The sequence below is a fragment of the Bacillus nitroreducens genome, from assembly GCF_964021195.1.
Window position 1 is genome coordinate 2587416 of the sequence record NZ_CAXHYI020000003.1, and the last position, 26162, is coordinate 2613577.

Below are 26162 nucleotides of genomic sequence, written 5' to 3' on the forward strand. Positions count from 1 at the left end.
TATGATTAATCAAGATAGACTTGTGAATGAATTTTTAGAGCTTGTTCAAGTAGATTCCGAAACGAAGTTTGAAACGGAAATTGCAAAGGTCTTAAAGGAGAAGTTTACTGCATTAGGTGTTCATGTAGTAGAAGATGATACAACTAGTCAAACTGGACACGGTGCGGGAAATTTAATCTGTACGTTGGAAGGTACAAAAGACAATGTTGATACGATTTATTTTACTTCCCATATGGATACGGTAGTTCCAGGTAAAGGAATAAAGCCATCTATCAAAGATGGATATATTGTGACAGATGGAACTACTATTCTAGGAGCGGATGATAAAGCAGGGTTAGCTGCAATGTTTGAAGCCATCCGTGTATTAAAGGAAAATAACATTCCGCACGGAAAAATTGAATTTATTATTACAGTAGGAGAAGAATCAGGTCTTGTTGGTGCAAAAGCCTTGGACCGTTCTTTGATTACAGCAAAATACGGCTATGCACTTGATAGTGATGGCAAAGTTGGAAACATTATTGTTGCCGCGCCTACACAAGCAAAGATAAAAGCAACAATCATCGGTAAAACAGCGCATGCTGGTGTTGCTCCGGAGAAAGGGGTCTCTGCTATTACGGTGGCTGCAAAGGCAATTGCCAAAATGCCATTAGGTCGTATCGATGAAGAAACGACTGCAAACATCGGGCGTTTTGAAGGTGGAACGCAAACGAATATTGTAAGTGACCATGTGGAGATTTTAGCCGAAGCACGTTCTTTAGTTACAGAGAAGATGGAAAAGCAAGTTCAAAAAATGAAAGATGCCTTTGAAACGGTAGCTGCTGACATGGGGGGCAGAGCAGAGGTTGAAGTGACAGTAATGTATCCTGGCTTCAAGTTTGCAGATGGCGACCATGTTGTTGAGGTTGCAAAACGTGCCGTTGCCAAGATTGGTAGACAAAGTGAACTACAACAAAGTGGTGGTGGCAGTGACGCAAATGTGATTGCAGGACACGGTATTCCTACAGTAAACCTTGCTGTTGGGTACGAAGAGATCCACACAACCAATGAAAAAATGCCTATCGAAGAACTTGTCAAAACAGCCGAACTTATCGTTGCGATCGCTGAAGAAGTTGCACAGTAATACAAAAGTGAAATTCCCTATCTGAAAGGGAGTTTCATTTTTTTTATTCCTTTTCACAATCTATTACAGTATGATAGAACTATGCTTGATGTTACTTAATAGAGGTGAATGATAGATGGAAGACCAAAAGGTTGTTGTTTTTACAACAGGTGATGAAGAATTTGGTATCCCTGTTTTAAATGTGATTTCAATTGAGCGAGCACAGCAGGTAAACGCGATTCCTCATATGCCAACCTATATGCTAGGTGTATTAACCATACGTGAAGAACTGATTCCTATCGTAGATGCTGGATTTATATTATTTAATAAACCGACCCTTCAAAATGATCAAACTAAAATTATTGTAGCGAAAACAGATAGGTTGTCAGTTGGATTACTTGTCGATGATGCAGTCGAAATAAAAGATATACCACCAAATCAACTGAAACAATTAAGCCTAACCTATCAGATATCGTCCTACATAACGGGTGTAGCGACATTTGAGGAAAGAATGATTACAGTACTAGATCCATCTAAGCTGATTGAAGCTCTAGACGGATTTGATATGATTGAGGAACACATTCACAGCCGCCAATAGAATAGGTGGCTTTTTCTATGTTAAACTATAGGTAATAGTTAGTAGGAAGTGCAAAACATGAAGGAAATGTATCCGAAGAACGGAAAGGTTATCTTACATGTGGATATGAATAGCTTCTATGCATCAGTAGAAATGGCATATGACCCTTCTTTGCAAGGGAAGCCATTAGCCATTGCGGGTAATGTAGAAGAGCGAAGAGGCATCATCGTAACATGTAGCTATGAGGCACGGGCCTTTGGAGTGAAAACAACCATGCCCTTATGGGAGGCAAAGCGTAAATGTCCAAATCTCATCGTCCGGAAACCTAATTTTGAACGCTATCGTACAGCATCACTAGCGATGTTTGATATACTTCGTTCCTATACGGAGCTAGTTGAACCTGTCTCAATTGATGAGGGCTATCTTGATATAACAGATTGTTATGAAAAAGGCTCTCCAATTGAAATAGCGAAGTCTATACAAGAGACATTAAAGAAGACATTACTTCTCCCTTGTAGTATTGGAATCGCACCTAATAAGTTTTTAGCGAAAATGGCTTCAGATATGAAAAAACCATTAGGCATTACCGTTTTACGAAAACGGGACGTACCCACAGTTCTTTGGCCGATGCCTGTTGGCGAAATGCATGGGGTAGGCTCAAAAACGGCTGAAAAATTAGCGACTATTGACATTCATACAATTGGAGATCTTGCTAAAGGGAATGACATTCAATTAAAACAGTTACTAGGGATTAATGGGGAGAGAATCAAACAAAGGGCTAACGGGATTGATAATCGACCTGTAGATCCTGACGCGATATCTGAGTTTAAAAGTATCGGAAACTCTACAACATTGCCCTATGACACTACCGACGAAGAGGAGCTTCTCAGTGTCATAAAAAGGTTATCAAACTCCGTAGGAACACGAATTAGAAGAAAGGATATGATGTCAAATAATGTCCAACTGATGATTCGTTATGCTGATCGAAAAACCGTCACAAGAAGTCGGAAGCTTGAGAATCCAATTGATCAAGATCAAGAGATCTTTGACGCGGCGAAGCATTTATGGAAAAAACATTGGAACGGTGACCCCATCCGATTATTGGGTGTAACAGCCCAAGAATTAGTCGAAAAACAGGAAGCATTTAAACAGCTTGATTTGTTCACCTATGAAAAAGAAGCAAAGAAAGAACCCTTATTAAAAGTGATTGATAAATTAAAAGACAAATATGGAAACGAGATTGTGTCAAATGGTATCAAGCTTTCAAAAGATAAAAAACCGCGGAGTAATGAACATGGTACAAGTTTTGAGAAAGATTTCTTAAGTGATTAGGTGAGGTAACGATGATCGATATCAGCAAGATTATTCAAGGCAAAAATTTATCCGAAATTGATATCCAACTTGTTCGGTATATTATAGAAAACATTGATACAGTTCTACAAATGGGCGTTCGGAAAATAGCGAAAGAAAATTATACATCTCCAGCTACCGTTATTCGTTTATCAAAGAAATTAGGGTATACAGGTTTTGTCGATATGTATTATCAGCTTCTTCCTCTTGTCCAAAAAGTGGGAAAGCTAGAACCAGGTCAGACGGAAGACTTTCTTTCGATTAATCAAAGTGATTACTGGACCCATAATTCTATGGTAGAAATCGAGAACTTTATTCAGAAAGTGTTACTATTACAACAACGTTATATATTTCTATATGCCACTGGTTTTTCAGCTATCGCGGCAGAATACTTATATAAAAAATTATTGGTATTGGGTAGAAAAACGATATTGGCAAGTGGAACAGATTCAGTTGGTGTTTTTGAAAACAATCTGGAAGATATAGGTGCATTAGTTGTTATTTCAAAATCAGGAGAGACACAAATGGTAGTGGACAAATTACTCGCTGCGAAAGAACATCATATTTTTACAGTGTCTTTTACAAAAGAAACAACAAATCGCGTGGCTGAGTTATCAGATTTGAATTTTAAATTGATTGATCATAATAAACTGGATGATCGAAACATGCTTCCAAACAGTTTTTTCCCTAGGTTAACCCTGTTTTTTGAATTTATCGTGAAGCAGTATTTAGATACAACGACAAATAAAAAGGATCAAGTTGAGTGAAACGTGTTTCTATGAGTGAAACACGTTTTTTATGTTGGTGAATCTATCGACTCTAAAACGGTTACATTGTATGCTAAGACATATCAAAGAAAAACATCTTAGGAGGGGAAGGCAAAATGAAAACGCAAGTCATGGAAGGCATGCAACGCTTTTCAAAAGCAATGTTTATTCCGGTACTTATTTTGCCGATTGCAGGTATCTTAATTGCCTTAGGAAACTTATTTACAAATGCAAGACTTTTAGAAGTTATTCCATTTTTAGATAATCCAATTACAACTGGATTTGGGACCATATTAACTGGCTCTTTGGTTTCCATTCTCGGTAACTTGGGACTGATATTTTCCGTGGGAATCGCGGTTGGTTTAGCAAATAAAGAAAAAGCCGTTGCTGGTTTTACTGCTTTATTAGGCTATTTAGTGTTTGTAAACGCAATGAATAAATTTATGCAGCTTAATGGTGTTCTTTTCGAAGGAGAATCGTTACAAGGATCTGGACAAACCTTAGTGTTGGGTGTGCAGATCTTGGACATGGGAGTATTTCTTGGATTGATACTGGGTATTATCACCGCTTTGGTGCATAACAAATTTATTGATACCGATTTTAAAGGGGCATTTCAAATTTATGGTGGGTCACGATTTGTTTTTATCGTACTAATACCAGTTGTTGTCCTTTTAGCGATTGCTCTTACGTTTATTTGGCCGTTTTTCCAAGCTGGGATTAATAATCTCGGAACGTTAATCAATCATAGTGGAAGCTTTGGAATTTTCTTGTACGGAGCATTAGAACGTTTACTTATTCCAACTGGATTGCACCATTTAATCTATACACCATTTTTATATACATCATTAGGTGGTGTTGCAGAAGTTGGTGGACAAGTATTCGAAGGTGCTCGAAATATTTATTATGCTGAAATCGCGGATCCAACCGTTAGAGTACTGTCTGAAAGTGTCATTTGGGATGCACGCGGTATTTCAAAAATGTTTGGTTTAATTGGAGCTTGTTTAGCGATGTATCATACAGCAAAGCCTGAAAACAAAGGAAAAGTGAAAGCTATTTTGATTCCTGCTGCTGTTACATCCATGATCGCGGGCGTCACGGAACCAATTGAGTTTTCATTCATGTTCGTAGCCCCACTATTATTCGTAGTACATGCAATGTTAAGTGGATTAAGTATGGTTACGTTACATTTATTGGATGTTAGAGCCATTGGACCAAATGGGATGATTGACTTCCTATTATTCAATTTACCACTTGGGATCGAGAAAACTCACTGGCCAATGTATATTTTGGTCGGCCTCCTATACTTTGTTATTTACTATGTCGTCTTCCGGTTCTTAATTGTGAAATTTAACTTTAAGACGGTTGGACGTGAAGAAGAAGGACAAGAGACAAAATTATACTCTAAAAAAGAATATAAAGAAAAGAAAGGCCAAGACAAAGGAAGCGATACCGAATCTGTTAGCAATGATGGAATTGCGGGTGTAATTGTTAATGCCTTAGGTGGCGCAGACAATATAAGTACCGTTACAAATTGTTATACGAGACTTCGTTTAACATTGGATAATCCTGAAATGGTTAATGAAGATACATTGAAACAAGAGACGGGTGCTAGTGGTGTTGTTATAAAAGGAAATAATGTACAAGTTGTGTACGGCTTACAAGTGACAAACATCCGAAAAGAAGTTGATAGCTTCTTAGGATTACGTTCAAATGAGTAAAAAACGAACCAACTCTTTCTACAGAAATTAAAAAACACAGAATGATAGAAGGGAATGGAGAACATGAAAAAGTTTTCAATTGTAATTGCAGGTGGAGGAAGCACTTATACTCCAGGGATAGTGATGATGTTATTAGATAATTTAGATCGTTTCCCACTAAGAAAATTAAAATTATACGATAATGATGGGGAAAGACAAGCTGTTTTAGGGGAAGCCATTGAGATTGTATTAAAAGAAAAAGCGCCAGACATTGAGTATTGCTTTACAACTGATCCAGAAGAAGCATTTACTGATATCGACTTTTGCTTTGCTCATATTCGTACGGGTAAATATGAAATGCGTGAAAAAGATGAAAAAATTCCATTAAAGCACGGTGTAGTCGGCCAAGAAACGTGTGGACCTGGTGGAATAGCTTATGGGATGAGAAGTATTGGTGATATGATCGAATTAATTGATATGATGGAAAAATATTCGCCAGACGCGTGGATGTTAAACTATTCCAATCCAGCAGCCATCGTAGCAGAAGCATGCCGCGTTCTTCGTCCAAATTCAAAGGTGTTAAATATTTGTGATATGCCTGTAGGCACGCTGCGCAGAATGTCCCATATTATTGGCAAAGAACCACAAGATTTAGAGGTACGTTATTTTGGGTTAAACCACTTTGGTTGGTGGACAAGTGTAAAGGATAATGAGGGCAATGAATACCTTCCTCAAATTCGCGACTACGTGGCAGAGAATGGCTATCTAACACAAAAAGAAGTAGATACTCAGCATACCGATGCAAGTTGGCAAGAAACACATAAAAAAGCAAAAGACTTGTTAGAGGTTGACCCAAGTTTCTTACCGAATACCTATTTAAAATATTATTTATATCCTGATTATGTGGTGAATACCTCTAATCCAGAATTCACAAGGGCAAATGAAGTCATTGCAGGTAGAGAAAAAACGGTCTTTTCAACAGCTAGAACTATTATCGAAAATGGAACAGCTGAAGGCTGTGAATTTGAAATGGGGGCACACGCGACTTTCGTCGTTGATTTAGCTCGTGCGATTGCGTTTAATACTCATGAGAGAATGCTATTAATCGTTGAAAATAATGGTGCAATCGCCAACTTTGATGATGATGCAATGGTAGAAGTTCCATGTATTGTTGGGAGTGACGGTCCTGAGCCGTTAAGTCAAGGAAAGATTCCTGCGTTCCAAAGAGGGTTGATGTATCAACAGGTGACTGTTGAAAAATTAGTTGTAGAAGCTTATATTGAGGGCAGTTATCAGAAATTATGGCAAGCTCTAACATTATCAAAAACAGTACCAAGCGCGAAGGTTGCAAAAGAGATCCTTGATGATTTAATTGAAGCAAACAAAGAGTACTGGCCTAAATTAAGCTAATAACATTAAAGAAAAAGGCGAAAAAGCTATTTGAGCTTTTTCGCCTTTTTACTATTGTGGATCTAAATTCAACATTTTAATGGTTTTTAGTCCTCAACTGGCCACCAGTGGTTCCCATCTTTTGCTAATAATTCGTCTGACGCTTTTGGACCGTTCGAACCAGCAGCATAGTTAGGGAATTCAGTAGCAACTTCGTTTTCCCATACTTTTGAAATAGAATCAATATAACGCCATGAAAGGGCTACTTCATCCCAATGGGCGAAGTTTGTCGTGTCACCCATCATACAGTCAAAAATAAGCTTCTCATATGCCTCAGGTGTGTTAATGCCATCAATACAGTTATTGCAATAATCAAGCTTAACAGGAATTGCTGTAGCATTTTGACCAGGTTGTTTTGCATTTAAGAAGAGTGTAATTCCTTCATCTGGCTGGATATTAATCACAAGCAGATTAGGCTTTTGCTGTTTATTATCTTCTTTATAATATAAATCCATTGGAATGTCCTTGAACTGAACAACAATCTTTGTAGATTTTTCTTTCATTCTCTTACCCGTACGGATATAGAATGGAACTCCAGCCCATCTAAAATTATCAATTAGTAATTTACCTGCAACGAAAGTCGCAGTATTTGATGCAGGATCTACTTTATCTTCTTCACGATAACCTGGAACTGAATTTCCGTTGATAGTACCCGAATCATATTGTCCCCTTACGAAGTATGTTTTCACATCTTCTTCCTCTAGTGGACGTAAAGCACGTAATACTTTAATTTTTTCACTTCGAATTTCATCTGTATTTAATTTAATCGGCGGTTCCATCGCTAACAAGGCAACCATTTGAAGCATATGGTTTTGAACCATATCACGAAGTGCGCCTGATTTTTCATAATATCCGCCTCGATCTTCAACTCCAAGTACTTCACTTGATGTTACTTGGATATTAGATATGTAGCGATTGTTCCAAAGGGGTTCGAAAATAGCATTTGCAAAACGGATAACCTCAATGTTTTGAACCATTTCTTTACCTAAGTAATGGTCAATACGATAAATTTCATCCTCAGTGAATGCTTGACGGAGCTGTTCATTTAGTTGCTTTGCTGAAGGAAGGTTATGTCCGAATGGTTTTTCAATCACAAGTCTTGTATAACCTTCTGTTGCCGTTAATTCTTCAGCTTTGAGATTAACAGCAATTGTTCCGAAGAACTCTGGAGCCATAGCTAAATAAAAGATCCGATTACCTTCTGTATTATAGGTTGTATCTAATTTTGAGGCTAATTCCTTTAATTCTTTATAAGAGGCTCTATCATTCACATTGAATGGATGATAGTAAAAATGTTTTGAGAACTTTTCAATATTCTCACTATTTCCCTCTACCCCTCCAGAAACTGAGTTTCTTACATTTTGTTGGAATTCTTCATTTGTTAATGGACGTCGTGCTACACCGATAACTGCAAAATCTTCTGAAATTTTTCCTTTTAGATAAAGATTATATATCGAAGGATAGAGCTTTCGGTTCGCCAAATCACCTGTTGCTCCAAAAATAATCACGATTGATTTTGGTGCCGTATTTGTCATAATAATCCCCCACTTCCTTAAGGCATTAGTGATATTTATTTAATGTATACTTTTTTGTTTAGTAAATCAACTAATTCGAATATTTTTTTTTTGATATCAGTTAAAAGTATGCCTTAACAAATACTACATATACGGGAAAGAGACAGACATTAAGTACAAGGCACCGGTCTGGTGAACAAATAACAGATTATGATATAGTAATTCTTATACGATAGAAGGAATAAATGGAAAAATTAATTGATGAAATGTGGGGATTTTTGGGTGGAAGTTGTATTTTTAGGAACAGGTGCAGGAGTGCCTGCAAAAGAACGGAACGTCACTTCAATCGCTTTACAATTGCTAGATGAACGTCGAGCCACTTGGTTGTTTGATTGTGGTGAGGCAACACAGCATCAAATTCTATATACGTCAATAAAACCTGGGAAAATTGAAAAGATCTTTATTACACATTTACATGGTGACCATATTTTTGGTTTGCCAGGTTTATTAGGAAGTCGCTCATTCCAGGGTGGTGAATCTTTATTAACTGTTTATGGACCTAAGGGAATCAAGGCTTATATTGAAACGACATTAAGCGTAAGTTCTACCCATATTCGATATCCGCTTGAGATCGTGGAGATTGAAGAGGGTGTTATCTTTGAAGATGAACAATTTTGTGTTTATGCTAAGGAACTCCAACATGGGATCCAATCCTATGGGTACCGTGTTATTGAAAAAGACCTACCAGGTACTTTATTGATAGACAAGTTAACAAAAGAAGGAGTTCGACCAGGACCGATTTATCAAAAAATAAAAGAAGGTTTAACTGTTACACTTGAGGATGGTCGTCAAATTAATGGTCAAGAATTTATCGGCCCACCAAAAAAAGGGCGTATTGTAGCAATTTTAGGTGATACTCGTTTCGTGAAAGAAAGCATTGAACTTGCAATGGATGCCGATATACTGATTCACGAAGCGACCTTTAGTTCGAATGAAGCAAATCTTGCTCATAACTATTTTCACTCTACCACGACCCAAGCAGCTGATGTTGCAAAACAGGCTGGTGCAAGGCAACTCATCCTTACACATATTAGCTCAAGGTATCAAGGAGAGGAAAGCCAAAGGCTCCTTGAAGAAGCTCGCTTAACATTTCGAAATACATATATAGCTGAAGATTTTGCAACGTTTGATGTGAAATTAACCAACACCAAATAAGTTACATTTAATCTGGAGGTTACAAACAATGAATTCAGTAATAGAAACGATTATGAATCATCGTTCGATTCGAAAATTTGAAGACAAGTTAGTAACAGATGAACAAATTCGTACAATTGTTGAAAGTGCCCAAGCTGCATCGACATCTAGCTTTATTCAGGCTTATTCAATTATCGGCGTGAAAGATCTTGAAAAAAAGAAGAAGTTAGCTGAAGTGGCTGGCAATCAATCATATGTAGTGGATAACGGACATTTCTTTGTGTTCTGTGCGGACCTTCATCGTCATCAAGTAATAAGTGAGATGGAGGAAAAAGACCTAACTACGTCTTTAGAGAGTACAGAGAAATTTATGGTGGCTACAATTGATGCAGCATTGGCAGCTCAAAACGCCGTAGTTGCTGCGGAATCTATGGGCTTAGGTGCCTGCTATATTGGAGGTTTGCGAAATAATCTTAATGAGGTTGTTAAGCTACTACAAATTCCTAAATATGTGATTCCACTATTCGGTATCGCTGTCGGTTATCCAGCTCAAATGCCAGATAAAAAACCACGACTTCCATTTGAACATATTTATCACGAAGACGTTTATCAGCAGGATGAAACGGAATTTAAGCAACAATTAACAGAGTACAACGAACTCATTTCTGAATACTATTTACGTCGGACAAATGGGAAGCGTTCAGATACATGGACAGGTCAAATGGCAAATATGCTAGAAAAGCCTGTACGTATGTATATGAAAGAGTTTGTAAAAAAACAAGGTATGAATCAAAACTAGTTCTTGAAGAAAAAGGAAAGGAGAGGGAGCCCATGGATTTGAAAATTACGCATAAAAGAATAAAAGAAATGTGTGGGTCCGTCTCCTTCAAAAGAGGGGACGCTTTTTATCGAACAAATAAAGTTACGTTCACACAATACGAGCATAACCAATGCAGTGCGATCGTAAAAGCTACCGAGGATTTCCATGTTACGATTAAAAATAGTGGAAAAGGAAAAATAGAAACGACATGCAGTTGTCCATCTCTTGCAAACTTTGATAAGGAATGTCAACATGTCGCTGCGGTTCTGATAGCTATACATAAGAAGCAAAACCAAGAACCATCTGAATTTTATGAAACAGAAAGCAAGAATGGTGGAAACTTGACGAATGAATTCATGACATTATTTTCAAATCGTCCCGTGCGTTCAAGTCGTCACCAACTTCACTTTGAAAATAGAGAGATCCTTAATATTCGCTTCATATGTAAACCCGTCAAGATATCTACTGAGCAAACATTAATTGGAGTAGAAGTGAGAATCGATAATAACCAGGTTTCTCATATTCGTCACTTTCTTGAAGATATTAATCAGTGGAACGTAAGTAATATTTCTTCACAATTTACATATGACCCACATCTACATTGTTTTTTACCTGAAGCAGATCTCCTTCTTCAACAACTAATTAAAGTGTCTGGTGATGAAACGGTTTTTCTAGATGTTATATCGGGACATTCAAATTACAGAACAAGTCCGGAAACCTTATTAATCCCACCATCTTCTTGGGAAGGGCTTTTCCCCTTGCTTTCGAAATGTCCATCCGTTACCTTGGTGAATAATGGGTATTCTTATGAGGGACTACAGGTTGTAAATGAGCCACCACCCCTCTCATTTTTATTTGAAGAAGCAGAAGACAAGGGCTACCAGCTAACCATTCAGGGTTTTAACAGAATCACTGTTTTACAATCCTATAACTCTGTATTAAGTGAGGGTTGCTTTTATCAGATGGAGAAAGAGGATTGTGAACGATTATTGGAACTTAAGCAAATGCTTGCAAGCCCAGGTGCAAACCATATTCCAATTGAAAAAGAACAAACTCATTTTTTTCTGAAAAAAATCGTACCAGGCTTGAAAAAAATTGGTATCGTTCATATGTCTCAGTCCATTTCTAAGGAATTCATGAAAAAACCTCTCGTTGCCAAACTATACCTAGATCGACTTAGGAACAAACTTCTCGTTGGTCTTGAATTTCATTATGAAAATAGTATTATTCAGCCACTAGAGAATCGGGATCTTCCAACTGGACCTATGGTGATTCGAGATGTTGAGAAAGAGGAGGAAATCCTTCAAATCTTAGATGAGAGTGGACTTTCAAAAACAGAGGGTGGGTATTATATGCACAATGAGGAACTCGAGTATGAATTTTTGTATCATATTGTTCCAAAGCTGCAACCACTTTGTCAGATTTATGCGACAACAGCGATTCGCAACCGAATTGTTCCAAAAAGCGAGCATCCGAAAATAAGGGTCAAAATAAAGAAAGAACGTACCAATTGGCTTGAGTTTAAGTTTGAAATGAGGGGAATTGCCGAACAGGAAATTCGTGAAATCTTATCTGCACTCGAGGAAAAACGAAAATATTATCGGTTAAAGAGCGGATCACTGCTTTCCCTTGAAACAAGAGAGATGGAGGAAATTGAACGTTTCCTAAAGGCAGTGCCTGTTCAGGACGATAATTTTGAAGCAACCTTAAATATGCCGATGATTGAGGCGTTACCCTTTTTAGATTCGATCGACGATAGTCAAATTTTTAAGGCAGAGGAATCCTTCAAAGAGTTTCTTGAGACGATTCGTCATCCTGGTAAATTGAATATTACAGTTCCAGCATATTTAGATACGATTTTACGGGATTATCAAAAGCAAGGATACAAATGGATGAAGATACTTGCTAAATACGGATTTGGTGGGGTTCTAGCTGACGATATGGGACTAGGGAAAACAGTCCAGAGCATTGCCTATATCGTGTCTGAGTTACCAAATATTCGCCAAAGTAAGCAACAAGTCCTTATCGTCTGTCCATCATCGTTAACCTATAATTGGTTACATGAGTTATTAAAGTTTGCACCAGAGGTTGGGGCGATTGTGATTGATGGAGATCAGGCAGACAGAAAAGAACTCCAAAAAGAAAGTGAAGAAATAGATGTACTGATTACTTCGTACCCTTTAATAAGACGAGATATCAAATGGTATGAGGCCCAAACATTCCATACTGTATTCTTTGATGAAGCCCAAGCCTTTAAAAACCCAGTTACACAAACGGCAAGGGCTGTGAAAAAAATTAAAGCCGCCCATCGATTTGGTTTAACTGGAACACCTGTTGAAAATTCAATTGAAGAGCTTTGGTCTATATACCATGTTGTTTTTCCACAGCTTTTTAAAGGATTGAAAGAATACAGTCATCTTTCGAGAAAGGACATTGCTAGACGAGTTCGTCCATTTTTACTTCGTCGTGTAAAAGAAGATGTTCTTGCGGAACTTCCTGAGAAAATCGAGATTCTTGAATCATCGGAGCTTCTCCCTGAACAAAAAAAGCTGTACGCAGCCTATTTGGCCAAGCTCCGCCATGATACATTAAAACATCTTGATAAGGACACCATTCGAAAGAATCGGATTCGAATTCTTGCTGGATTAACACGTTTACGACAAATATGTTGCCATCCGGCATTGTTTGTTGATGGATATAAGGGAAGTTCTGCAAAATTTGAACAGTTCCTAACCATCATTGAGGAATCTAGGTTGTCTGGAAGAAGAGTTTTGATTTTCTCTCAATTTACAAAAATGCTTGAGCTGATAGGAAGGGAATTTTCGAATCGGGGGGTTACTTTTTTCTATCTTGATGGACAAACACCAACAGATGAGCGAGTGGATTTATGTCAACGATACAATGCTGGGGAACGTGAAATGTTTTTAATATCCTTGAAAGCAGGTGGGACGGGACTAAATCTAACAGGTGCAGATACTGTTATTTTATATGACCTTTGGTGGAATCCAGCGGTTGAGGAACAGGCAGCTGATCGCGCCCATCGAATAGGTCAGAAAAAAGTAGTTCAAGTGATTAAGCTATTTGCCCGTGGTACAATTGAAGAAAAAATGAATGAACTACAAGAAAAGAAACGTGATCTAATCACAGACATAATTGATTCAGAAGAAAAGACGACACTTACAGAAGAGGACATTCGTGAGCTTCTTAAGATATAAATAAAGGCACTTCTATAAAAAGGAAGTGCCTTTATTTATATTTAGAGCCAACCACGCTCATATTGTTTCGGACTCTCGATGGAAACACCAAGTTCCTGAGCAGCGCTTCTTGGCCAGTATGGATCACGTAATAGTTCTCGAGCGATAAATATTAAATCGGCACGATTATTTTTAAGTATTTCCTCGGCTTGAACAGCCTTTGTTATTAACCCAACTGCTCCAGTTGGAATAGCTGCCTCATTGCGTATTTGATCTGCAAAAGCTACTTGGTAGCCAGGGAAAGCGTCTATCTTGGCAGGAACAACTGCACCTGAGCTCACATCAATTAAGTCAACACCTTGTTGTTTCATTTGTTTTGCATATTCGACATAATCGGCAGGTGTTAAGCCACCATCTGTATAATCATGAGCAGAGACACGTACAAAAAGTGGACCTTCCCATACCTCTCTCACTGCATCTATTACTTCTCGAAGAAATCTATAGCGATTTTCGCTGCTTCCGCCGTACTCATCTTCGCGTTTATTGGAAAGAGGGGATAGAAATTCATTAATTAAATAGCCATGTGCCCCGTGAATTTCAATGATATCAAAACCAGCTTCTTTTGCTCGTCTAGCTCCATTCTTAAATGCCTCGATCGTTTCTTTAATTTCATTGATTGTTAACTCTTTTGGAGTTTTGGAACGATCGTTAAATGCAATCGCAGAAGGAGCGACTATATCACCATCTACTGTTGCTTTTCGGCCTGCGTGCGCAATTTGTATGGCTGCTTTGGCACCATGTTCTTTGATCATCTTAACCAGCTTCTTAAAGCCTAGCACATGCTCATCGCTCCAAATACCTAGGTCCTGTGCTGAGATTCTTCCTTGTGGCGTTACAGCGGTTGCTTCTACCATTATAAGTCCAACCTGACCTACAGCGCGGCTAACATAATGAGTATAATGCCAATCTTGTAGCATCCCATCCTCATTATGACTGGAATACATACACATCGGTGACATGACAATTCTATTTTTTAAGGTGACATTTTTAATTGTATAAGGTGAGAATAACGCTGATTCCATGGAATGGTACCCTCCTATGTATTTATTTCGATACGCTAAATAGTATAACATCCTCTGGCTTATAGTCATAGTAATGTGATTAAGAACAAAAAAGCATCGACGAGGTCGATGCGAAAGGAATTATTTTAATGGTTTTTCTGCTAATTTTTTACCAGTTTCTGCACTAATGAGAGCCACCTTTACTGGCTGGTAATTTTGACTTTGATTATCAAATACATATCGTGTTTCAACATGTGCAATGACATCGTAATGGGCAACACCTGAAACAGCTTGAATCGAGACAATCTCTTGCGGTTTCATTTTTGTTAATTTATCAAAACGATAGTCAGAAGCGGGATCAACCCAAGTTTCAATTGATTTAAGTCTTTTCATTAGTTCATTCTTATCTGGAAAATTTCTATAACGGTCTTCTGATATTGGAATGGTCGCTTCTAAGTCAGTCTCCTTATCGACGAATTCGACTTGGAACTCCTTAAGATAGGACATCGAAAAGCGTTTCTTTGCTTCATCGAACCAACCTGATGTATTAGGATCTGTAAAGATCTCTTCGACTTCTTCACCTGTATGACTTAGTACCGCTAGACCTGAAATACCTCCATTACTCACTGAATGAAAATAGAGAAGGATATCCTGTTTACCATTTTGAAGGACGTCCGAAAATTTCATTTCAGCAAGCTGATATAAATCTTTTTTATTATCATAAGTACCTATTTGTTTTCCATTCATTTTTATTGACCATTCATTCGCAAGATCATATTGATTTTTTCGGGCAAATAATTCAATGATATCTTTTTGTCCATCACCGTCTACATCAATATATTCCTTTTGAGTAATTGTAAAAGGACCGTAATCTTCATCGTTTTCCCCAGCTAACGTCACGCTATGAAAACCAGTCAGAAGGCCTAGTACAATCATGAATCGAATCAATTTCACAAAATCACCTCCTTGGTAGGATAACCAATAATGGAGGGTGATATAGGTGAATTGGTTTATTTTGTATAAAATTTTTCCGTATAATAAGGATGAGACTCTTTATTGAAGGCTACTCCAACGCCTAAATATTGATATTCCTTTTTTAAAATATTCTCCCGGTGTCCCCATGAGTTCATGAGACCTTCATGAGCAAAAATACTGCTAAATTGTCCATAAGCAAGATTTTCTCCAGCAATGGTAAAAACAATATCATCCTCCAGCATTCGGTCAAACGGAGATTGTCCTTGTAAATTCGTGTGGCTGAAAAAATTGTTCTCTGCCATGTCTAAGCTATGCTTTCGAGCTGTTTCCTTCACATGATCATCCCAAGTCAGAATGCCTAATCCATGATTAACCCTAGATGCATTCGTGAGGTCAAATAATTGATATTCAAAACCTTCTTTTAGTTGTTCACTTGAGTGCGTGTAAAAATCATCTCTGCTTTGTTCGAGTGATTCTGAAATGATTTGGATGGAGGTCACCATGTTATTTTGATGTTTATCATAAAAAAGAGTGACATAGGTATTGTCTACTTGAAAGACATCATAGTCCCGATCTTTTTGAAATTCATAGTAGACAAATCCTTTCTGGATTCTAGTCATCGGTTCACCTAGTTGAGCAAGTGCTTCTTGTTTTGGGGTTCCGTATTTAACTCCTTTTGTGGAGGAAATAAGATCCTGGTTTGTATATAAGCCAACAACTTTATTGTGTGAATCATAGGCAATCATCATAAAATGATGATAGTCTTCATGATACGTATACCAGTTTGTTCCATACTCATTTAAGGAGACTCGTTTTGGAGCACCTAATTTTGCCTCCACGGCCTCTTTACTTTCACCCAGTTCAATATTGTGTATCGAAAACGCCTGTTCATGTGGTACATGCAATTCAGGTTTTTCAATCCTATTTGGATGAATGATCGAATCTTCTGGGGCGCTATTCTCAAGGTTTTGTAGCAATGTTTCGATATATTGTATGCCCTCATTGACTTTGTCTTTAATATTTGCAAGTTCTTCAGAATCAGAAACTCTGTCGATTTCAGATGTAATAGTATCGAAGACTGATTGATTTTCAGTTTTAGCAGCTAGTTTATCTAGTACTGTCCAACCCGCGTATAAGAAAAATATAAATGAAACTAAGAGAAGAAATCTCCTCATGACCAACCTCCAATCCCTATAAACCTAACCTTATATTCTATAATTCATTCTAACCAAATCTTTTCGAAACGATAAGGAATTTTAAGTCGAAAAAGGGAAAAGGCATGTGCTCCTTTAGGTTGATGATGAGTTCTTATTTTTTTCCTATCCATGTAAAATAAAGCAGGATGGAGATTAACACTGAACACGCAGACGTAATGTAGATTGAATGGTACCCTAACACGTAAGCGATTTGACCAAAGGCAATCGCGCCGATCCCAACTCCTAAATCAAAAAAAGAAAAAAAGGTTGCATTCGCCATCCCTTTTCGATTAGAGGCAGCAGTTTGCACAGCCCATGCCTGTAAAGCAGGTTGTAAAGCACCAAAACCAAGTCCGTATAGAATAGCAGCTAAGTAGAGTACAAGGCTATTGGGTAGCCAGGCTAGTAGAATCATCGCGAACACAATCGAAATCGCACCTGGTGCAAAGACAGCCCGATGTCCCTTCGTATCATAGATTCGTCCAGCGAATGTCCGAGTAATCATTAAAGCGATTGCAAAAAGAAGAAAATACCATTCAATCCCTGAAATTCCTTTTTGTACAGTATATAAAGGTAAAAAGGCTGCGATGCCTCCAAATGTAACAGTTATAAAGAATAATAGAATCGAAGGAGGGAGGGCTGTTTTTTCATAAAAGTCCCATTTTCTATGGGGTTCTACGACTGGTTCACGTTTTTTATATTGGATTCTGGATGATAGGATAAGTGCGAATAAACCTAGAATGGCGCAAATGGTAAAGAGCTTTGTAAAGGATATTGAACCAGCAAGTGTTAGACCTAAAGTCGGTCCAAACGCAAGGGCAATGTTTCCGAATAAGCCAAAATAGCCCATACCTTCACCACGTCTATTAGGAGGGATCAAATCTGTTGCAATCGTACCTGATGCCGTTGTTGAAAAGCCCCAGCCAATGCCTTGAATCATTCGAAACAAAAATAAAAAAAGCAAGCTTGTAATGAGCCCAAAGGAACCAACGGATATGACAAAGATGGCAAGCCCAAGTAAATATACGTAGCGCCGTCCTTTTCTTTCTAACTGATGGCCAGCATACGGTCTGATTAACAATGCAGAAAAAGTGAAGATTCCAACGACTAAGCCAATGAGTTGGTCATTTCCACCAAGATGTTCCACAAAAAGTGGGATGGTTGGTAATGTCATCTGAAAGCCGAGAAAAATAAAGAAGTTAGACAGACAAATAAGTGTAAAATCACGGGTCCAAATTTTATCTTTGGTCGTACTAAATGGAGGTGGTGTTTCTTTAATAAGAGGTGCACTCATAGAATCTCTCCAATATGTAATATTTCGGTACTCTAAACTTTATTTTACCAAAAATGTCAGTAAAATCCTATCATCTTAAACCATTTTTTTATTGGTTCGGTGAGATTCTACTGACATTGATAACTTAATTTTTATCTGATACGGATTGAAGCATGGCTTCCCCTAGTTCTACAGATCGAGAAGTAGCACGTTTGATACATGCAATCATTGCTTGTTGGTAGTGGAATTGCTCTAACACTTTTAATCCAGCTTCAGTTGTTCCGCCTGGACTTGTTACTTCTTTTCGTAAAGTAGCAGGTTGCTTTGGAGAACTTTTAAGCATTTCCGCCGCACCTATAATGGTTTGGAGGATTAGGTCCTTGGCAATTTCTTTTTCGAGTCCAACTTCATCAGCTGCTTTTTCCATGGCTTCAACTAAATAATATACATATGCAGGACCACTTCCTGATAGTCCGGTAACAGCATGTAAGTCTTTTTCAGCAACGGTCGAGACAATTCCAATTGTTTCAAATAATTGACGTGAAAGTTCAAGATGCTGCTCAGTTGCATACACTCCTATTGCGAGGGCAGTAGCTGATTTCCCAATTGCTGCAGAAGTGTTAGGCATGGCACGGACAACTGCCACTTGTTTGTTTAGTAAATCTGTAATGGTTGTGGTCGCTACTCCTGCTAATACTGAGATAATCAATTGGTTTTCATTGACATAATCCTTAATTGCAAGGACAGCTTCCGCAACGTCTTTTGGTTTGAAAGCGAGGATAATGATATTTGCATTCTCTATGGATTCTTTTTTATTTTTTCCAATGGTCACACCATATGTTTGATTTAGTGTTTCTAGTCGTTCGTGATTGGAGCGATTCATTACAGAAATTTGTCTGGGTAAGAATAGCTCCTTTTGTAGCATCCCAGAAATCATGGCCTCAGCCATGGAGCCAGCTCCGACAAATACGATATTTTGTTCCATTTCCATAACGTTTCCCTCCATAATATATAAAAAACTTTGTTTTCGCTTGTATAAAACTACCCTTTTGATTGCAGCGGAAGGTGGCGACTCCTCGAAAATGTATTCACATTTTCTTCGTGCGTGGGTTAATTCCAGGAAGTTTTTCAAAGTCCTGCTCAGAAAAGCGTGAGACTTGAGACCCCGCAGGAGCGTTTAGCAACTAGTCCAGTTGCAACGGCTAGAAACTCGAGAAATTTCAACTCCTCCGCACAGGAAGTGATAGTGCCAACTAGATATGAGGACGTGGCGATTTTAGTTGGCCAATTTTCTCATTTTGAGTTCAAGCCGCCTCCACCTTTCGTTGAGGAGGCTCAAGCCACGCCCGCTCAGGAGCGTCCACCTGCAGCGGAAATCAATCGTGTCAATAACAACAAGGTTTGTAGCAACAATCTTTTCTTTTAGAAAAGAGCCTAAAATAAAAAGACCTACTCCATCCTGAAAAAGGACGGAATAGGTCTACTATCCGCGGTACCACCTTACTTAACATCTTTTTTCGATGTTCCACTTTAGAACCCGTATCGTGGGTGAACGGTTAGGTTTTCCTAACAGCTCATAGGTAGGTTCAATCAAGAAGTGGGTGATGGGACCTTTCAGCCAACGGGTCTCATTCTCTTGTCACCATTACATGATTTACTAGTCCTAATCATTGCTTTTCGATTTTTATATTAATGGAATTATGCACTGATTTTAATGGGATGTCAAGGGCCTTTGTTTAAAAGGATAAGCCCAATTTTTAGTACATAGTTGAGAAGTTATTCGAATATAATGACAAAGCGAAGTGAAAAAGGTAAACTAACATTAGATAATGAATGTAACGAATATTGAGTGATACCGTACAAAGGAGATTACTATGAGTAAACTTACAACCACTAAGGATGTTTTTAAAATTACCTTGCCAACGCCTTTTGCAGTCGGAGACGTAAATGTATATGTAGTGAAGGGAGACACCCTAACCTTAATTGATGCTGGTGCAAAAACAGAGGAAGCATGGCATTCTTTTAATGAGCAACTGTCTCATCTTGGGTATCAACCATCGGATATTGAACAAATTGTGATTACTCATCATCACCCAGATCATGTCGGCCTTCTTGATTATTTTAGTAAAGATATTCCAATCATCGGTCATGCTAAAAATCAACCATGGATTAGTCAAGATAAGCAGTTCTTTGAAGACAATGAGCCTTTTTATAAAGAGCTCTTTACCCAATTAGGACTTAATCCAGCATTTATGGCATTAATTGACATGGATGAAGAGTTGAAATATTCTTGCTGTAGGTCGCTAACAGCAACGATAGAAGAAGGAGATACAATTGAAGGATTAGCAGGTTTTACGGTGTTAGAGACCCCTGGACATGCACAAAGCCATATTGTTCTCTATAGGGAAGCGGATGGAATGCTGATTGCAGGTGACACTCTTCTAGCAAGAATCTCTCCAAATCCATTGCTTGAACCACCGCAATTTGGTGAAATTGCGAGACCAAGACCATTAATTCAATATAATAATTCGTTAAGAAAACTTTTAACTCTTGATATGTCAAGGGTTGTGACTGGTCATGGAGACGATATTCTAAATCCCCATGAGCTTATTCAGAAAAATTTTGTGTCACAAAAGGAAAGGGCTTATCAAGTATTGCAAATGATTAAGGAAAAGCCTATGACTGCTTTTGAAATATGTACGAAATTATTTCCGAAAGTGTACCTAAAGCAACCTCTCTTTACAGTTTCTGAGACAGTAGGGCAACTTGACTACCTTGAGGAAATAGGTGAAATTAAGATCGAAGTTGTGAATGGACAATATATCTATCATGCCAACTAAAAAATCCCTTGAGGTGAAAAAGATTCAATGAATGCAAGACTTAAAGGAAAAGCGATTGTGATTACAGGAGCTTCGAGCGGGCTTGGTGAAAAAATTGCCTATCTCGTTGCAGAGCAGGGAGCAATTCCCGTTCTTTTAGCTCGAAGTTATGATCAGTTAGAAAATATAGCGAAAAATATCCGAGAGAAGTATAACATAGAATGCTTGTTTTATAAGCTAGATGTAAGTGATACAGAAAATGTAAAAGACGTGTTTGAAGATATTTTACGAAACGTAAAAACGGTTGATGTTCTTGTGAACAATGCTGGATTTGGTGTTTTTGCAAATGTGGTAGATGCCAATATCGATCAGATGAAATCAATGTTCGAAGTTAATGTGTTTGGGCTCATTTCATGTACAAAGATGGTATTGCCTACAATGATGAAGCAAAATGCAGGTCATATTATCAATATCGCATCACAGGCTGGGAAAATCGCGACACCGAAATCAAGTGTCTATTCAGCTACAAAACATGCCGTACTTGGGTTTACGAATAGTTTACGAATGGAGCTTTCAAATGCAAATATTCATGTAACTGCTGTAAATCCAGGACCAATTCGAACACGTTTTTTCGATATTGCAGATGAGTCTGGTACATATGCGAAGAATGTGAGTCGGTTTATGTTAGACCCAGACGTGGTTGCATCTAAAATTGTCCAGGCGATGCTTACATCTAAGCGTGAACTCAACCTACCAGGCTGGATGAACGCAGGTAGTATGTTTTATACCCTATTTCCTCGACTCGTTGAAAAAGTAGGTGGAAAGGCATTTTTTAAAAAATAATGTTGAAATACCCCATTTTAAAAGAATAGGGGTATTTTTTATGCTTAAAAGGTTAATCGACAAATCACTGTATAGCAAAACGTCATGATAAGTCGCAAACGGGTTACTTGGTATATCATCAATTCCTAAAACGATACGTAATAGATTACAAATGAGTTTATCGGTATACCGTCGTTAAGCGAATAATCCTCCATTTTACAAAAATATGTTGCTCTCTCTTCCCTTAAGTTATACGTTTATATTTTGGTTAAAAACGAGCACTGATTGAGGTTCCGTTTTTTAAGATTAATTCCTTGACGATTAAACTAGATAATGAGTAAATTACATTAAACATATTGAATTAGTATGTATTAACCATAAGCATGGGGAGAGAATGATATGACACAAAAAGATCAAACAATGAGCTGTGCCATTCCGGCTGAATCTAAAAAGCCAGCAGAAATAAAAACGGATGGTTCATTCAATCGTCAAACAAATCGTTTTACAACACCTTTTGGAAACAATCCTGATGAGCTACCTGTTGAAGCTGGACGCTATCGCTTATTTTGGTCGGCCGCATGCCCTTGGGCACACCGCTCTGTCATTGTACGTAAAATTCTAGGCTTAGAAAAAGCAATTAGTTTGGGAAAAGTGAGTCCAATGAGACCAAGAATTGAGCGGGTGGATTGGGAATTTTCCCTGGATGAAAATGATGTTGATCCTGTCCTTGGTGTTCAGTACGTGAGTGAGGTTTATAAGAATGCTGACCCTACTTATACAGGTCGACCAACTGTACCGGTCATGGTAGATCTTGAAACCAAAAAGGCTGTCAATAATGATTATTTTAAGCTGACAAATTATTTTGAAACGGTTTGGGCTCCTTTCCATAAAGAAAATGCTCCTGATTTATATCCAAGTGGTTTACGTGAGGAAATTGACGCGTTGAATGAAGTCATTTTTCATGATGTAAACAATGGCGTATATAAATGTGGATTTTCCCGTTCTCAAGTGGCATATGAACAAGCCTATGATAGATTGTTTGCTAGATTAGATGAATTAGAGGAACGCCTTTCGAACCGTCGCTTCTTATTTGGCGATTTTATTACAGATTCGGATGTCCGTTTATTCACCACATTGGTTCGTTTCGATGCTGCTTATTATTCTGCATTTCGAACAAATCGAAATCTGATCCGTGAGTACAAAAATTTATGGGGTTATGCGCGTGATTTATATCAAACGATTGGTTTTGGAGAAACGACTGATTTCGATGCGATTAAGAGACATTACCATCTATCTATCACAATCGATCCTACAAAGAGTGAAGTGAATATCCTGCCTAAAGGACCAGATGAATCGGTATGGCTTTCTGAGCATAACCGAGAGCAGTTAAGTGGAAAAAAAGAAAAGTTTTTGATTCAAAGGTAGGTGGAATACATGATAATTCGTGATGCAAAACAAGATGAATTAGATTTTATTCGAGAGCAACGAATTGCTGCTTATCAAGAGCATTCAAATGTTATTCCAGCTCCTCATTGGCAAGCTCTTAAGAAGGGGATTTCATCTGAGGCGGATCGTCAGGCTGGTGTTGAGCTCATTGTATGTGAAATTGATAAGAAGATTGTTGGAAGTGTTGTCTTGTTTCCTGCTAAAACAGACGCATATGAAGGTCAATTAGAAGAGTTGGATTATCCTGAAATCCGGATGTTAGCTGTTAGTCCTGAGGCTCGAGGGTACGGTGTGGCTTCAGCTCTTATTACAGAATGCATCAATCGGTCCAAAGCCAAAAAACATCAATTTATCGGACTGCATACTGGCGAGTTTATGAAGGATGCAATTAAATTATATAAAAAACATGGCTTCGAGCGCTGGCCACAATATGACTTTGAGCCCGCAAATGATGGGATTATTGTGATGGCTTTTCGATTAGCTATATAGTCCTTTTTGAAAAAACAATACCAGTTTCTAAAGATACTTAGTTTTAGTACTCGTGAAGTTAACCAAAAAACTTTTAATGTAAATGAAGCCCATTCTTCCCAAGATGGGTTCTTTTTTTTATATAAAAATACTCAAGCTTTGGTCTTACGCGATAAAATATTAACCATTACTTAAACCACATATAACTTCCTAATAAAATTAACTACTTTAACGCTTTTACCCTTTTATCCTTTAAAGTATAAAAAGTTTTTCTTAAAAAAATAGTTAGAAAATTTTATCATTGTATACAGAGATGCGAAAAATGAATGCAACTTTTTGTAAAACATCTAATCAAAAGAACGATTGAATGGCAATCAAATTCAGAAAGGCAGGTAATCAATGGGTAGTAAAGATCTTCGATACGAAACCCTCAATACTCAAGCATATGAATATTTATATAACCAGATATTGCACGGGAAGATTCCTCCTGGACATAGGGTTGTTGAACAGAAGATTGTCGAAGAAACTGGCATAAGTAGAAGTCCAATTCGTGAAGCAATTCGACAACTAGCAATAGAAGGGCTTGTGGTAGTTCATCCACGTGGTGGTGTAAGAGTCTATCGCGCAACTGCTTCTGATCTACAATATCTTTTTGAATGTAGATTAAGCCTAGAACCTAATGCCGCCTATTACGCTGCTCAAAGAATTACCGATTTGCAACGTTTTGAGTTCGATCAGTTAATGGAGGACATGAATAAAGCGGTAGTTCAAAAGGAAGTTGAACAGATAAGGGTCTTGAGTAATAGATTTCATAGTTTGATTGTAGAAATGAGCGGTAATCCATACATAGTAAAAATGATGAAACAATTATATTCATTAATGACTCTTTATCGAAACGTAATACTGGATATTCCACAACGGATTGAATTAGGAGCAATTGAACACCAAAACATTTGGGTAGCAATTAGGGAACAAAATGCACCCGATGCTAAGCGATTAATGAAAAAGCATTTAGAACAAGATTATGAATATTATAGTTTGCATTCTTAATAATTTGTTATAGATAAAAAGAATTAATCTATGTGTTGCTACTCTATATTTGAGGGGAGACTTTCTCGTGTTAAGTATTCTAGGCTTCGTTATGATTTTTTCATTCCTTTATTTGATCTTGACCAACCGTGTTTCTCCTTTTATCGGGTTAATCATCATCCCGGTTATCTTTGGTTTAATTGGTGGTTTTGGCTTCGAATTAGGGACATTAATGCAGGAGGGCATTATCAATACTGCTCCTACTGCACTTTTGATTTTGTTTGCAATATTATATTTTGCGCTCATGATTGATGTAGGATTGTTTGATCCTATAACAAATAGAATTGTGCGGTTTGCTAAAGGCGATCCAGTAAAAGTTGTTGTAGGATCAGCAATTTTAGCAGGAATTGTCGGTTTTGATGGTGACGGATCCTCGACAATTATGATTTGTATAAGCGCTTTTCTTCCAATCTATTTAAAGTTAGGGATAAGACCTATTATCTTGGCTTCACTGACTGCTTTGCAGATTGGAATTACAACATTAGTTCCTTGGGGAGGACCAGTTGGGAGAGTAGCGAGTGTGTTAAATCTTGATCCAACTTCTCTCTTTATTTCCCTTTTGCCAGGTATGATTGCTGGAATCATTTACGTTGTGGGTATCGCCTTTGTCCTAGGGAGAATGGAACGTAAAAGATTGGGGTTACAAGGTACATATATTGATAAAGAGACGGAGGTCGAGCTAGCCGCCACTGTAAGCACGAAAGAACAAACATCCAACCGACTTATCTGGGTGAATTTTAGTTTAACGGCTATTATTTTGGTTGCATTAATATTGGAATGGTTACCATCGATTGTCTTATTTATTTTTGGAACAGCATTAGCGTTACTTATTAATTATTCTTCAATCAAAAAACAATCAGACGTCATTGCTACCCACGCACCAAATGCGTTAAAAGTAACAAGTATCATCCTTGCAGCAGGAGTCTTTTCAGGTATTTTAAAGGGGACAGGAATGTCTGAAGCGATGGCAGACAGTTTAATTACCCTCATACCAGATGGTTTCGGACCGTTTATGAGTTTAATCGTTGCGATTTTAGGTCCAATTGTAATTTTTCTTATTGGTCCTGATGCGTATTATTTTGGGATCATTCCAATCCTTGCTGAAACAGCAGCCTCTTATGGAATTAGCGCTAATGAAATCGCGATTGCTTCCTTATATGCGTCACCATTTGGTTTTATAGGTCCGCTTGTTGGTGCTATGTATTTATTGACAGAGTTAACACGTGTAAATTTGGTTGCTGTCCAGAGGTTTTCTTTTAAATGGGGAATTGGAATTTTACTCATTTTTATCGTAGTTGGTATAGGTTTAGGCCATATTTCTTTATAAGTGGAAATGTATTTTCTATTTCGCT

At 37.9% G+C, this 26162-nt stretch carries 21 protein-coding genes and 1 other annotated feature; of the genes, 15 read left to right on the top strand and 6 right to left on the bottom strand.

What is annotated here, in order from left to right; genetic code table 11:
- The first annotated feature begins 1 nt into the window (after position 1).
- The 6 genes from ACWPVE_RS16415 (at position 2) to ACWPVE_RS16440 (ending at position 6900) form a co-directional block, all read left to right on the top strand.
- Positions 2 to 1120, top strand: a complete 1119-nt coding sequence (locus ACWPVE_RS16415) for a tripeptidase T (protein ID WP_453995163.1) — start codon at positions 2 to 4, stop codon at positions 1118 to 1120.
- Positions 1121 to 1235: 115 nt separating this feature from the next.
- The gene (locus tag ACWPVE_RS16420) at positions 1236 to 1697 is read left to right on the top strand and encodes a chemotaxis protein CheW (protein WP_453995165.1); all 462 of its coding nucleotides are present in this window, start codon (positions 1236 to 1238) and stop codon (positions 1695 to 1697) included.
- A 57-nt stretch (positions 1698 to 1754) separates the two neighbouring features.
- Positions 1755 to 3008, top strand: coding sequence for a DNA polymerase IV (locus tag ACWPVE_RS16425; protein WP_453995167.1), 1254 nt, complete (start codon positions 1755 to 1757; stop codon positions 3006 to 3008).
- Between the two features lie 11 nt (positions 3009 to 3019).
- The gene (locus tag ACWPVE_RS16430; protein ID WP_453995169.1) at positions 3020 to 3793 is read left to right on the top strand and encodes a MurR/RpiR family transcriptional regulator; all 774 of its coding nucleotides are present in this window, start codon (positions 3020 to 3022) and stop codon (positions 3791 to 3793) included.
- A gap of 116 nt (positions 3794 to 3909) precedes the next feature.
- Positions 3910 to 5511 (top strand): PTS transporter subunit EIIC, encoded by a 1602-nt coding sequence (locus ACWPVE_RS16435; protein ID WP_453995171.1) that lies wholly within the window; start codon positions 3910 to 3912, stop codon positions 5509 to 5511.
- Between the two features lie 63 nt (positions 5512 to 5574).
- A complete protein-coding gene (locus ACWPVE_RS16440; protein ID WP_453995173.1) occupies positions 5575 to 6900 on the top strand; it encodes a 6-phospho-alpha-glucosidase in 1326 nt (441 codons plus the stop codon).
- A gap of 86 nt (positions 6901 to 6986) precedes the next feature.
- Here the strand turns inward: ACWPVE_RS16440 and zwf are convergent, their stop codons facing one another.
- Positions 6987 to 8474, bottom strand: coding sequence for a glucose-6-phosphate dehydrogenase (zwf, locus tag ACWPVE_RS16445; RefSeq protein WP_453995175.1), 1488 nt, complete (start codon positions 8472 to 8474; stop codon positions 6987 to 6989).
- Between the two features lie 261 nt (positions 8475 to 8735).
- Between zwf and rnz the strand changes: the two genes are divergently transcribed.
- Genes rnz through ACWPVE_RS16460 form a run of 3 tightly spaced genes read left to right on the top strand, consistent with a single transcriptional unit; the run spans position 8736 to position 13682 of the window.
- Positions 8736 to 9668, top strand: a complete 933-nt coding sequence (gene rnz / locus ACWPVE_RS16450) for a ribonuclease Z (protein ID WP_453995177.1) — start codon at positions 8736 to 8738, stop codon at positions 9666 to 9668.
- A 28-nt stretch (positions 9669 to 9696) separates the two neighbouring features.
- Positions 9697 to 10446 (top strand): oxygen-insensitive NADPH nitroreductase, encoded by a 750-nt coding sequence (gene nfsA, locus ACWPVE_RS16455; RefSeq protein WP_453995179.1) that lies wholly within the window; start codon positions 9697 to 9699, stop codon positions 10444 to 10446.
- 32 nt (positions 10447 to 10478) lie between these two features.
- Entirely contained in the window at positions 10479 to 13682 is a 3204-nt protein-coding gene (locus tag ACWPVE_RS16460) for a DEAD/DEAH box helicase (RefSeq protein ID WP_453995181.1), read from the top strand.
- A gap of 41 nt (positions 13683 to 13723) precedes the next feature.
- Here the strand turns inward: ACWPVE_RS16460 and namA are convergent, their stop codons facing one another.
- The 5 genes from namA to proI form a co-directional block, all read right to left on the bottom strand.
- On the bottom strand, positions 13724 to 14743 hold the full coding sequence (gene namA / locus ACWPVE_RS16465) for an NADPH dehydrogenase NamA (protein ID WP_453995183.1): 1020 nt from the start codon (positions 14741 to 14743) through the stop codon (positions 13724 to 13726).
- 120 nt (positions 14744 to 14863) lie between these two features.
- Complete coding sequence (locus ACWPVE_RS16470; RefSeq protein ID WP_453995185.1) at positions 14864 to 15676, bottom strand: hypothetical protein; 813 nt, start codon at positions 15674 to 15676, stop codon at positions 14864 to 14866.
- 56 nt (positions 15677 to 15732) lie between these two features.
- Entirely contained in the window at positions 15733 to 16872 is a 1140-nt protein-coding gene (locus ACWPVE_RS16475; protein WP_453995187.1) for a CAP domain-containing protein, read from the bottom strand.
- Between the two features lie 133 nt (positions 16873 to 17005).
- Complete coding sequence (locus ACWPVE_RS16480) at positions 17006 to 18187, bottom strand: MFS transporter (RefSeq protein WP_453995189.1); 1182 nt, start codon at positions 18185 to 18187, stop codon at positions 17006 to 17008.
- Between the two features lie 124 nt (positions 18188 to 18311).
- Positions 18312 to 19157, bottom strand: coding sequence for a pyrroline-5-carboxylate reductase ProI (proI, locus tag ACWPVE_RS16485; RefSeq protein WP_453995191.1), 846 nt, complete (start codon positions 19155 to 19157; stop codon positions 18312 to 18314).
- A 471-nt stretch (positions 19158 to 19628) separates the two neighbouring features.
- Positions 19629 to 19846 (bottom strand) — a binding site (T-box leader).
- A 194-nt stretch (positions 19847 to 20040) separates the two neighbouring features.
- On the opposite strand from proI, the gene ACWPVE_RS16490 reads away from it, so the two are divergent.
- The 6 genes from ACWPVE_RS16490 (at position 20041) to ACWPVE_RS16515 (ending at position 26137) form a co-directional block, all read left to right on the top strand.
- Complete coding sequence (locus tag ACWPVE_RS16490) at positions 20041 to 21006, top strand: MBL fold metallo-hydrolase (protein WP_453995193.1); 966 nt, start codon at positions 20041 to 20043, stop codon at positions 21004 to 21006.
- A gap of 27 nt (positions 21007 to 21033) precedes the next feature.
- Positions 21034 to 21828: an SDR family NAD(P)-dependent oxidoreductase gene (locus tag ACWPVE_RS16495; protein WP_453995195.1), complete on the top strand. Its 795-nt coding sequence runs from the start codon at positions 21034 to 21036 to the stop codon at positions 21826 to 21828.
- A gap of 378 nt (positions 21829 to 22206) precedes the next feature.
- Positions 22207 to 23232, top strand: a complete 1026-nt coding sequence (locus ACWPVE_RS16500) for a glutathione S-transferase family protein (RefSeq protein ID WP_453995197.1) — start codon at positions 22207 to 22209, stop codon at positions 23230 to 23232.
- A gap of 9 nt (positions 23233 to 23241) precedes the next feature.
- Positions 23242 to 23742, top strand: a complete 501-nt coding sequence (locus tag ACWPVE_RS16505; RefSeq protein WP_453995199.1) for a GNAT family N-acetyltransferase — start codon at positions 23242 to 23244, stop codon at positions 23740 to 23742.
- A 378-nt stretch (positions 23743 to 24120) separates the two neighbouring features.
- The gene (locus tag ACWPVE_RS16510; RefSeq protein ID WP_453995202.1) at positions 24121 to 24771 is read left to right on the top strand and encodes a GntR family transcriptional regulator; all 651 of its coding nucleotides are present in this window, start codon (positions 24121 to 24123) and stop codon (positions 24769 to 24771) included.
- A 67-nt stretch (positions 24772 to 24838) separates the two neighbouring features.
- Positions 24839 to 26137 (top strand): CitMHS family transporter, encoded by a 1299-nt coding sequence (locus tag ACWPVE_RS16515; protein WP_453995204.1) that lies wholly within the window; start codon positions 24839 to 24841, stop codon positions 26135 to 26137.
- The last annotated feature ends 25 nt before the right edge of the window (positions 26138 to 26162 follow it).

Bases quoted from the DNA above. Each gene is read 5' to 3' on its own strand.
- ACWPVE_RS16510 (WP_453995202.1), top strand. From the start codon at position 24,121: ATGGGTAGTAAAGATCTTCGATACGAAACCCTCAATACTCAAGCATAT.
- ACWPVE_RS16415 (WP_453995163.1), top strand. From the start codon at position 2: ATGATTAATCAAGATAGACTTGTGAATGAATTTTTAGAGCTTGTTCAA.
- ACWPVE_RS16460 (WP_453995181.1), top strand. From the start codon at position 10,479: ATGGATTTGAAAATTACGCATAAAAGAATAAAAGAAATGTGTGGGTCC.
- ACWPVE_RS16505 (WP_453995199.1), top strand. From the start codon at position 23,242: ATGATAATTCGTGATGCAAAACAAGATGAATTAGATTTTATTCGAGAG.
- proI (WP_453995191.1), bottom strand. From the start codon at position 19,157: ATGGAAATGGAACAAAATATCGTATTTGTCGGAGCTGGCTCCATGGCT.
- ACWPVE_RS16490 (WP_453995193.1), top strand. From the start codon at position 20,041: ATGAGTAAACTTACAACCACTAAGGATGTTTTTAAAATTACCTTGCCA.
- nfsA (WP_453995179.1), top strand. From the start codon at position 9,697: ATGAATTCAGTAATAGAAACGATTATGAATCATCGTTCGATTCGAAAA.
- zwf (WP_453995175.1), bottom strand. From the start codon at position 8,474: ATGACAAATACGGCACCAAAATCAATCGTGATTATTTTTGGAGCAACA.
- ACWPVE_RS16495 (WP_453995195.1), top strand. From the start codon at position 21,034: ATGAATGCAAGACTTAAAGGAAAAGCGATTGTGATTACAGGAGCTTCG.
- ACWPVE_RS16440 (WP_453995173.1), top strand. From the start codon at position 5,575: ATGAAAAAGTTTTCAATTGTAATTGCAGGTGGAGGAAGCACTTATACT.
- ACWPVE_RS16425 (WP_453995167.1), top strand. From the start codon at position 1,755: ATGAAGGAAATGTATCCGAAGAACGGAAAGGTTATCTTACATGTGGAT.
- ACWPVE_RS16435 (WP_453995171.1), top strand. From the start codon at position 3,910: ATGAAAACGCAAGTCATGGAAGGCATGCAACGCTTTTCAAAAGCAATG.
- namA (WP_453995183.1), bottom strand. From the start codon at position 14,743: ATGGAATCAGCGTTATTCTCACCTTATACAATTAAAAATGTCACCTTA.
- ACWPVE_RS16475 (WP_453995187.1), bottom strand. From the start codon at position 16,872: ATGAGGAGATTTCTTCTCTTAGTTTCATTTATATTTTTCTTATACGCG.
- ACWPVE_RS16420 (WP_453995165.1), top strand. From the start codon at position 1,236: ATGGAAGACCAAAAGGTTGTTGTTTTTACAACAGGTGATGAAGAATTT.
- ACWPVE_RS16430 (WP_453995169.1), top strand. From the start codon at position 3,020: ATGATCGATATCAGCAAGATTATTCAAGGCAAAAATTTATCCGAAATT.
- ACWPVE_RS16480 (WP_453995189.1), bottom strand. From the start codon at position 18,187: ATGAGTGCACCTCTTATTAAAGAAACACCACCTCCATTTAGTACGACC.
- ACWPVE_RS16500 (WP_453995197.1), top strand. From the start codon at position 22,207: ATGACACAAAAAGATCAAACAATGAGCTGTGCCATTCCGGCTGAATCT.